The organism is Evansella tamaricis (assembly GCF_019042215.1).
Lineage (GTDB): Bacteria > Bacillota > Bacilli > Bacillales > Salisediminibacteriaceae > Evansella > Evansella tamaricis.
This window is the reverse complement of sequence record NZ_JAHQCS010000125.1, coordinates 1-8,044: the sequence shown is the minus strand read 5'-3', so window position 1 is coordinate 8,044 and position 8,044 is coordinate 1. Positions and strand designations below refer to the sequence as shown.

Below are 8,044 nucleotides of genomic sequence, written 5' to 3'. Positions count from 1 at the left end.
TCGGTAAGAAGTTGCCGGAACTAGTGCCCGAACGGGAGGTATGCCCGGTCGTTCGGTAAGAAGATGAAGGAACTTGTGTCCGAACGGGATGGCCGCTCGGTCGTTCGGTAAGAAGATGAAGGAACTTGTGCCCGAAGGAGATGGCGGCCTGAGGTTTCGGTAAGAAGTTGCCGGAACTAGTGCCCGAACGGAAGGTATGCTCGGTTGCTCGGTAAGAAGATGAAGGAACTAGTGCCCGAACGAGAGGTATGCCCAGTCGTTCGGTAAGAAGTTGCCGGAACTAGTGCCCGAACGAGAGGAATGCTCGGTTGTTCGGTAAGAAGTTGCCGGAACTAATGCCCGAACGGAGGCGATGCTCGGTTGTTCGGTAAGAAGTTTCCCGATCTTTTGCCCGAAAGGTAGATCGGGTCGAATTGGGAGGTGACAGGCACTTGTCGAAATCGGGAGGTGACAGGCACCTGTCGAATGGTCCACTACACCACTATTGATTAATTCCTTAATAGTAAGTGCTTTTGTTAGTGTTTTATTCCACCATTATCCGAATCGAAATCTGCATCTAATGCCAAATTATAAGCATCCATCAGATTCTCAATTTCTTCTTCTGTTGCAGAGACTAAGGACTGTTTCCCGTCTTCGTCCTCTATTCGCATCATAAGAGTTTCGTCACCAGAAGTGATCATGGCATACGTGTGTTCTTCCATATCAAACATGGCATCAATTTGAAACACTTTTTCGTTCCCATCTTCATCTTCTAAGGTAATATATTCTTTCTCAGACATATGAATCCCCCTTGTTATAATATACATATGGAAAACACGTTATCCCTCTTAAAATGTCCAAATTAGGAGGTACTATTCAAGACATAGGCAAAAGGATGGATGCTATTTAGAAGTATCTCATTTCGGGAGATGACAGGAGCTTGTGGAAACCTAGGAGATGTTCATGTGAAAGAAACATATTGAAGGTCATTTGGATTTTCGTTCTCTCATTTTAAATTTTGTAGTATAAAAGTTACTCTATGAGACTATAATTCTAATAAACATAGTTTTGGAAGGAGATTTTTATGCCAAAAGAGAGAAAAGATACGTGGACAAAAGAGAATGACAAGACTCTAGCAACTATTGTTGTGGAGCATTTAATGAATGGCAGTACACAAACAAAAGCTTTTAACGAGGCAGCCGAAAAGCTGAATCGAACTACTGCTGCATGTGGATTTCGTTGGAACTCTACTATTCGTAAAGAATATGAAAATGAAATAAAAGAAGCAAAAAAGAAGAAAGTAAATAAAAGTAAGTTTCATTCCGACACGGTCAGCAAAGAAAATGCCGAGGGAAATGAGGCTCAAAATTCAAAGAAGAAGAAAACAGAGAATCTCGGTTCAAAAAAATCAGCAAAGAAGAATCCGATAGTTAAAGGTGTAGACAGGCAGAAGTCAGCCACTAAGAAAACACCTACGGCGAAAACAACTAATGACATCAACTTTTCTTCAAGCTTGAAAGTGAAAGACATTTCTTCCTTCTTTGAGGGATTAGACCCAGAGATGTCGGTTGCTGATGTGAAAAAGCTAATGGAAGAAAATAACCAGTTACAAAGGGAGAATGAAGAGTTAAAAGAAGAAATTCGGTCTGTTTACTTGATTCTTGACCGGGTGAGGAAGTCCGCAAAAATTGAAATGGATTTAGATAAAAAAGAAGCGAATTAATGAAAGATAAAGAATAGTTAAAAGGCAAGGACACTAATTTTTCAAAATAAAACGGAACTACAATAGAAGTTGGAAAACAGGAATCCAATTCTAAATGCATTTCAAGACCTTAGAATAAAATAAGAGAAAAGTAAAAGGTGTGGATTTCGGCGTTGAAAATAGCAGCACGAATAAACTAGAGGTTGTCTCGACAGTTGTAGTTCAAAGCGATACTAGTCGAGGAAAAGACAGGAATCAGCTGAAGCCATCCATCAGCACACGCGGTTTTGCCAACGAATTAATAGTATTGTCAAATGAATCAACACTAGAATAGAAAAGGTGCCTATGGATTCGATCCAATAGACACCTTTTTTGAAAGTATAAGTTTTTGCACCTTCGGGTAAGTTGTTTAGCTCCACTTCCCTAAGCCCGTGACCAAGGCGCTTGCGCTTTTCTTTGTTATTTCCTCATATGAGATACAACCTTTACTAACGTAAGTTCCTCTTCAGAGTAGAAGTTGTTAAACGCAGTTTTTGTATTTGTCCAAACCATGTCTAGCCAAGTAGTCAAACTAAACAGGAAGCCACTGGAAGTAGCTGGTTCAGCTAGTTGTTTTTCTGGATTCTTAGATGCTGCTAACTGACTTTTTCCAACTGAAGTTGGACTTTCAATCAGTTTTGCAAGCCGATTTGGTTGGATAGAATTGTCCCAATCAGGTAGGAATGGGTCATCCACTGCAATGGGTCTTCTGCCATCTGCTCTCATATATTCACTAACAGGCTTTGTTTCAATCTTTTCCTCTTTTTTACCAGTTGAACTTTCGTCTTCTTTTGGCTCTTTTTGTTCTTTCTGAGTTTCTTGAGGGATCTCTTTCTCATCTGGTGAAGTAGGAAGTTTTTCCCTATCACCTTTCCTTCTCTCAAACTCTTCATTCATCTTCGCTTCCAGCACTTCTGCCGTTTTAGGACCAACAACACCATCAGCGGTAAGTTTATTATCTTTTTGAAAACTCTTGACGGCTTTTTTCGTATCAGGACCAAACATTCCATCTACTCCAGAGGTGATATATCCCAATTCAACTAATTGTCGTTGAATCTTTTTTACTTCTTCTTTATTACAGCCTTGCTGTAAAACGGAATCACAATCTAGTTTTTTCTGTGGAGCACTTTTAGCAGTTTCATCTCCCGATACACTATAACCGTTTGACTTAGCAATGTTTTTAAAAGATTCATTGGAAGATGTTATGATGACAGGTGTATTTTCTCTCACTCTATCAAAAAGCCATTCGATTTCCCCATTATGCATACGGACACATCCAAGGCTTGCATATGTTCCGATGGAATTCGGGTTATTATTCCCATGGATGGCATAGGTTGTACCCCAGGTTCCCCTGGCGTTTAAACCAAGCCAACGCTTGCCAAGTGGATTACTAGGATCTCCTCCTGGAATATCTTCTTTGTAATAAGGTCTGTTTTTAATTTTGTTTACAATCATAAAGTTTCCTTCTGGTGTTAACTCTGAGCTCTTTCCTGTAGCGACCCGAAATACTTTAACGAGTTCACTATTTTCATAAAATGCTAGTTCATTTGTAGATTTCTTAATGATGATTAATTGACCTCCAGATGCTGCAGTAGATATGGGAAACAATGAAAATAGTAATATTAGAATAAGGGCGGATAGGACAAATTTTCTCATAAGATAACCTCCTTTCAAATCAAAGTAATTATTTTTTTTTGTTAATCGATAAGAATTTATAAGCTTTGGCACCTTCGGGCAAGTTGTCTAGCTCCATCGCCTACTCGCATGGGAACTGAAAAAGTGGTGCTTTTCCACTTTTACAGTCCCTAAGCAATGAGCGTAGCCGTCGCAATCTTTAAAAAGCTTGATAGGAGTGGTTTTCTCCTATCAGGCGAGCGACGAGCGCAGCCATTGCCATACAAATAAAAGGAATTGAAAAAGTGGGTTTAAACTTTTTCAGTTGCTTCCTACTCGCTGCGGGGCACTTTGGTTGTTATTCCTCCACTGCCCTACGCTCGTGTTCGTAGGCGCTTGCGCTTTTCTTATTTACCTGTATGACGACGAAATGAGAAAAAAGATTCCTCCTTTATGCCCAAATTATAAATATGTTATTAAGCACTCATTGTTTCTTATATAAAACAATTAAACCTTGAAAATAAATCGACATAAATCGAGAAATCCCGGGTGGTGACAGGCACTTGGAAAAAATTATATAATGGGGTTGACAGGACATGGTGTTCTATAAAATATGGAGGACGGATGACGATGAATAGGAATGTTGGATCGTTTTATCGATACATTGGAATAGTAGTCATCATAGTTGGGCTCATCGTTGGAGTATATCTCTTTACTATGTTACAAGATACCGAGGTGGGGGAATGGAACCTTCAGATTTCCCTATTGTGGGTATATGTAAGCATTCTTGGAGGTATTCTTGTTTTAGGGATTGCGACCATATTGAAGCAATCTGGTGAATCTCACCGAAATGCAGAAAGCAATCCAAACCGTTTTTCCAAGAAACAGCCGAAAAAAGGTAGTAGTCTAAAGAAGCATAAAGAAGGTCCGTTCCAGCAAAGTATGGCCCCATCCACTTCTATTAGAATGGAAGAACAAAAAACGGAAGTGGAAAAGGAACTCACTCATTCGTCTACAGAGGAAAAATCATTTCATTCAAGTGTCCACATGACTAGAAAAGAACGACAATTAGTTGAGAAAAAGGGTAGGCAAAAGAAAAAAGATAGGCGAAAGAAAAGACAACACGTTCCGGAGACAAAAGTTTCCGATTTGTATAATGAATTGATACAGGTTGATATGGATATGGAAGAGGGGAGTTCGACAACGTCCTTTTCCTTCCAGGAACCCACACCGGATACGTTCCCAAAGTCTCAAGTGGAATCTCAAGCAAACGCTAAACAAACCATAAATTCTGTATTAAAACAACCGGAAAAGTCAGTGGAAGGTATAAAGAAAACGAATGGAACGGCGGTTCAACAGCAAGGTTCAAATTCCAACCTCAATCAATCCTCCAGCGAAACAGTGATGATGGATGAGAAAACGGAGGTTCCATTTGATCTATATATGACACTCAGCAGATATAGTCAGAAAACATATAAAAGGAAGCCACAAGGAATCCGAGCATCCAATATAGAGAATCATTATTTCATAATCATCAAACCGAAAAAAATCAAACTGGTTAAATTGTCGGAGAACGCCATCACGGAAGTGAAGTAGGCATCAAAAATGAAATAAAAGCAGGCGGTCATACAGAATAACTAGTTCCGTTTAGAGGGAGAAGACTAAAAAGCATACAACAAAAAAGAGACTAATTTCGTGATTTGTCTCTTTTTTTAGGTTAACAAAAAGGCTTCTAAGTATCCATGATTTGTGACGTTTATATTCTGCTTTTTGGTGATTGGTTATAGACTTTATTCGTATTTCATTTACGAAATTCATACAAAAAATAAGTTGCTCGATAGTAGTTTTTCACTATCAGGAAAGCTTTTCTTTAACAGAAAAAACCAATTCCTAAATAAAATACGAGAGTGAATTTACAGTTTTTTTCGTATGGTTTTCTATTGTTGTTACAATTAGTTCAAATGTGGATTTATGATTTACGATATCAACTGTAAAGTCTTGGTCTTCTATGGCCTGTCCACCTATAGTGATTATTTTCAAGAAAACAATTAAAATGTGTAAGGACTGTACGATTATTTGCACAAGGGTAGCGATAGTAAATAGTGGAACAAAAATTAGGGCATCCAAGATAATTAATCTATAATATTGGAACTTAACTTAATTTAAAACAAAATTAATAGGGTGGACACATATGAAAAACTTTGCTGATACACTAATTGAACATAGTATTAATAAAAATACAGCTCTAGTAGTTGGGTTAGACCCTGAAGTTTCTTATTTTCCAGACTTTTTATTAAATGCAGATAAACAAAGTACAGAAGAAATTTGTGAAGCAATATTTGAATTTAATAAGCTAGTAATTGATGAGGTTCATGAACATGTAGTAGCAGTAAAACCTCAACTAGCATATTACGAAGTTTATGGAAGTTTAGGTATTAAGGCTTTGGAAGAAACAATAAAATATGCTCGTTCTAAAAACGTAATTGTGATCAACGATGCAAAAAGAGGGGATATTGGACCAACTTCAAAAGCGTATGCAAAAGCTTTTTTAACAGGTGGTGCTTTATCTGGCGATATGGTCACTGTAAATCCCTTCTTAGGAAGTGATGGCTACAATCCATTTATAGAAATTGCGCAAGAAAACTGTAAAGGTCTATTTCTATTACTAAAAACATCCAATCCTTCTTCCTATGAAATTCAAGATCTAACATTACAAAATGGAGAAACTTTGTACATGCAAATAGCTAAAGATATAAATATATTAACCGAAACTACTAAAGGTGAAAATAACTACTCCTTTATTGGTACTGTCATAGGAGCAACCTATCCATCAGATGCCAAAAGAATTAGAGAATTATTACCACACTCGATTTTCCTAGTTCCCGGGTTAGGTGCACAAGGTGCTAAAGCTGAAGACTTAGCTGTTTTCTTCGATGAGAATGGTTTAGGGGCCGTTATTTCCTCTTCAAGAGGGATTACGTATAACTACTGTTTTCGTAAGAAAGATGAAACTTGGAGAAATATATCAAGAGAACAAATGGCTAGATCCATTTCTAGTTCAGCTATTGAAGCTAAAAACCAGATCAACCAGGTCAGATTTAATAAATATTCTGTATAAGAAGGCCTAGTTTCAACAGAACATGAATGAAGTTTTTTTACTTAAGAAATATGAACCGAATGGTGAGCGGGAAATAGGAGATGAATTTGATATAACACATTTTATCATTTTCCGACAGAAGACTCCCTCTTCAATCGTGTGAAGGGCGAAGCCCAACGATAAGGGGGAGATGAATGTCGGTTAGGCGATAGCCTAAAGGCTTTTTGTTGCCCACTTCATACCTTATTGATATAATCAGTCTTAGATAAGAGAAAGGCTGATAATGCAATGAAATTGGACAGTAATAATCATTCAGTATTATTAATGTATTACCATCTTGTGCTAGTTGTAAAATATCGCAGAGAAGTCTTTGATGATAAAGTATCTGACTATGCTAAGGATATGTTTGTAAAGCTAGGCGAGAAATATAATATCTCCCTAGTCGAATGGAATCATGATAAAGACCATATTCACATCTTGTTCAAAGCACACCCTAATACAGAATTGTCAAAGTTCATAAATGCTTATAAAAGTGCAAGTTCTCGTCTGATAAAACGTGACTTCCCACAAATAAGAAAAAAGCTATGGAAAGAAATGTTTTGGTCGAGAAGTTTTTGCTTACTAACTACTGGTGGATCTCCAATCGATGTAGTTAAAAAGTACATTGAAAATCAAGGTCTAAAGTGAGGTGAAAACAATGTTAGTCAACAAAGCGTACAAATTTCGTATCTATCCAACCAAAGAACAGGAAATCTTAATTGCTAAAACAATAGGATGTAGTCGTTTTGTATATAATCGCTTTTTAGGGCAATGGAACGATACATTCAAAGAAACTGGCAAAGGATTAACTTACAATTCTTGTTCTGCTGAATTAACACAATTAAAAAAGGAATTAGTATGGTTAAAAGAAGTTGATAGCATTGCCCTTCAATCCTCACTGAAAAACCTTGCTGATTCTTATACTCGATTCTTCAAGAAACAAAATAAAGCTCCACGCTTCAAGTCTAAAAAGAATAAAGTACAATCCTACACGACTAAAGAAACAAACAATAACATTACCATTGTAGACAACAAAATCAAATTGCCGAAACTTGGTCTTGTTCGCTTTGCCAAAAGTCGTGAAGTACATGGTCGTATCCTTAATGCTACTGTTAGACGAAATCCTAGTGGTAAATACTTTGTATCAATTCTTGCAGAAATAGAAGTGCAACCATTGGAGAAAACGGAATTATCTATTGGTATAGACTTAGGTATCACTGACTTTGCCATTCTTTCTGATGGTCGCAAGATTGACAATAATAAATTCACATCAAAAATGGAAAAGAAACTAAAACGTGAACAGCGAAAACTTTCAAGACGTGCGTTAAATGCTAAAAACAATAATATTAACCTTCTTGATGCAAAAAACTATCAGAAACAAAAGCGAAAAGTTGCTAGATTGCATGAGAGAGTAATGAACCAACGTGACGATTTTCTTAACAAGTTAAGTACAGAAATAATCAAAAACCACGATATTGTCTGTATCGAAGACTTGAACACCAAAGGAATGTTACGCAATCATAAATTAGCAAAATCAATCTCTGATGTATCATGGTCTGCCTTTGTAACTAAAT

At 37.2% G+C, this 8,044-nt stretch carries 7 protein-coding genes; 5 read left to right on the top strand and 2 right to left on the bottom strand.

Translation table 11 applies throughout. The annotated features are described in order from the left end of the window. Positions 1-515: 515 nt before the first annotated feature. The gene (locus tag KS419_RS15805; protein WP_217067365.1) at positions 516-779 is read right to left on the bottom strand and encodes a DUF3727 domain-containing protein; all 264 of its coding nucleotides are present in this window, start codon (positions 777-779) and stop codon (positions 516-518) included. Positions 780-1,063: 284 nt separating this feature from the next. On the opposite strand from KS419_RS15805, the gene KS419_RS15800 reads away from it, so the two are divergent. Next, complete coding sequence (locus KS419_RS15800; protein WP_217067364.1) at positions 1,064-1,702, top strand: hypothetical protein; 639 nt, start codon at positions 1,064-1,066, stop codon at positions 1,700-1,702. Positions 1,703-2,140: 438 nt separating this feature from the next. Here the strand turns inward: KS419_RS15800 and KS419_RS15795 are convergent, their stop codons facing one another. Continuing rightward, the gene (locus KS419_RS15795; RefSeq protein WP_217067363.1) at positions 2,141-3,376 is read right to left on the bottom strand and encodes a L,D-transpeptidase family protein; all 1,236 of its coding nucleotides are present in this window, start codon (positions 3,374-3,376) and stop codon (positions 2,141-2,143) included. Positions 3,377-3,964: 588 nt separating this feature from the next. On the opposite strand from KS419_RS15795, the gene KS419_RS15790 reads away from it, so the two are divergent. The 4 genes from KS419_RS15790 to tnpB all read left to right on the top strand — a co-directional run. Beyond that, positions 3,965-4,930: a hypothetical protein gene (locus KS419_RS15790; RefSeq protein ID WP_217067362.1), complete on the top strand. Its 966-nt coding sequence runs from the start codon at positions 3,965-3,967 to the stop codon at positions 4,928-4,930. Positions 4,931-5,525: 595 nt separating this feature from the next. Continuing rightward, entirely contained in the window at positions 5,526-6,452 is a 927-nt protein-coding gene (gene pyrF, locus KS419_RS15785) for an orotidine-5'-phosphate decarboxylase (RefSeq protein WP_217067361.1), read from the top strand. Between the two features lie 267 nt (positions 6,453-6,719). After that, on the top strand, positions 6,720-7,118 hold the full coding sequence (gene tnpA / locus KS419_RS15780) for an IS200/IS605 family transposase (protein WP_217067360.1): 399 nt from the start codon (positions 6,720-6,722) through the stop codon (positions 7,116-7,118). Between the two features lie 10 nt (positions 7,119-7,128). Then, positions 7,129-8,044: IS200/IS605 family element RNA-guided endonuclease TnpB (tnpB, locus tag KS419_RS15775; protein WP_217066103.1), on the top strand; the 916-nt coding region annotated here is incomplete at its 3' end.

Bases quoted from the DNA above. Each gene is read 5' to 3' on its own strand.
- pyrF (WP_217067361.1), top strand. From the start codon at position 5,526: ATGAAAAACTTTGCTGATACACTAATTGAACATAGTATTAATAAAAAT.
- KS419_RS15805 (WP_217067365.1), bottom strand. From the start codon at position 779: ATGTCTGAGAAAGAATATATTACCTTAGAAGATGAAGATGGGAACGAA.
- tnpA (WP_217067360.1), top strand. From the start codon at position 6,720: ATGAAATTGGACAGTAATAATCATTCAGTATTATTAATGTATTACCAT.
- KS419_RS15800 (WP_217067364.1), top strand. From the start codon at position 1,064: ATGCCAAAAGAGAGAAAAGATACGTGGACAAAAGAGAATGACAAGACT.
- KS419_RS15790 (WP_217067362.1), top strand. From the start codon at position 3,965: ATGAATAGGAATGTTGGATCGTTTTATCGATACATTGGAATAGTAGTC.
- KS419_RS15795 (WP_217067363.1), bottom strand. From the start codon at position 3,376: ATGAGAAAATTTGTCCTATCCGCCCTTATTCTAATATTACTATTTTCA.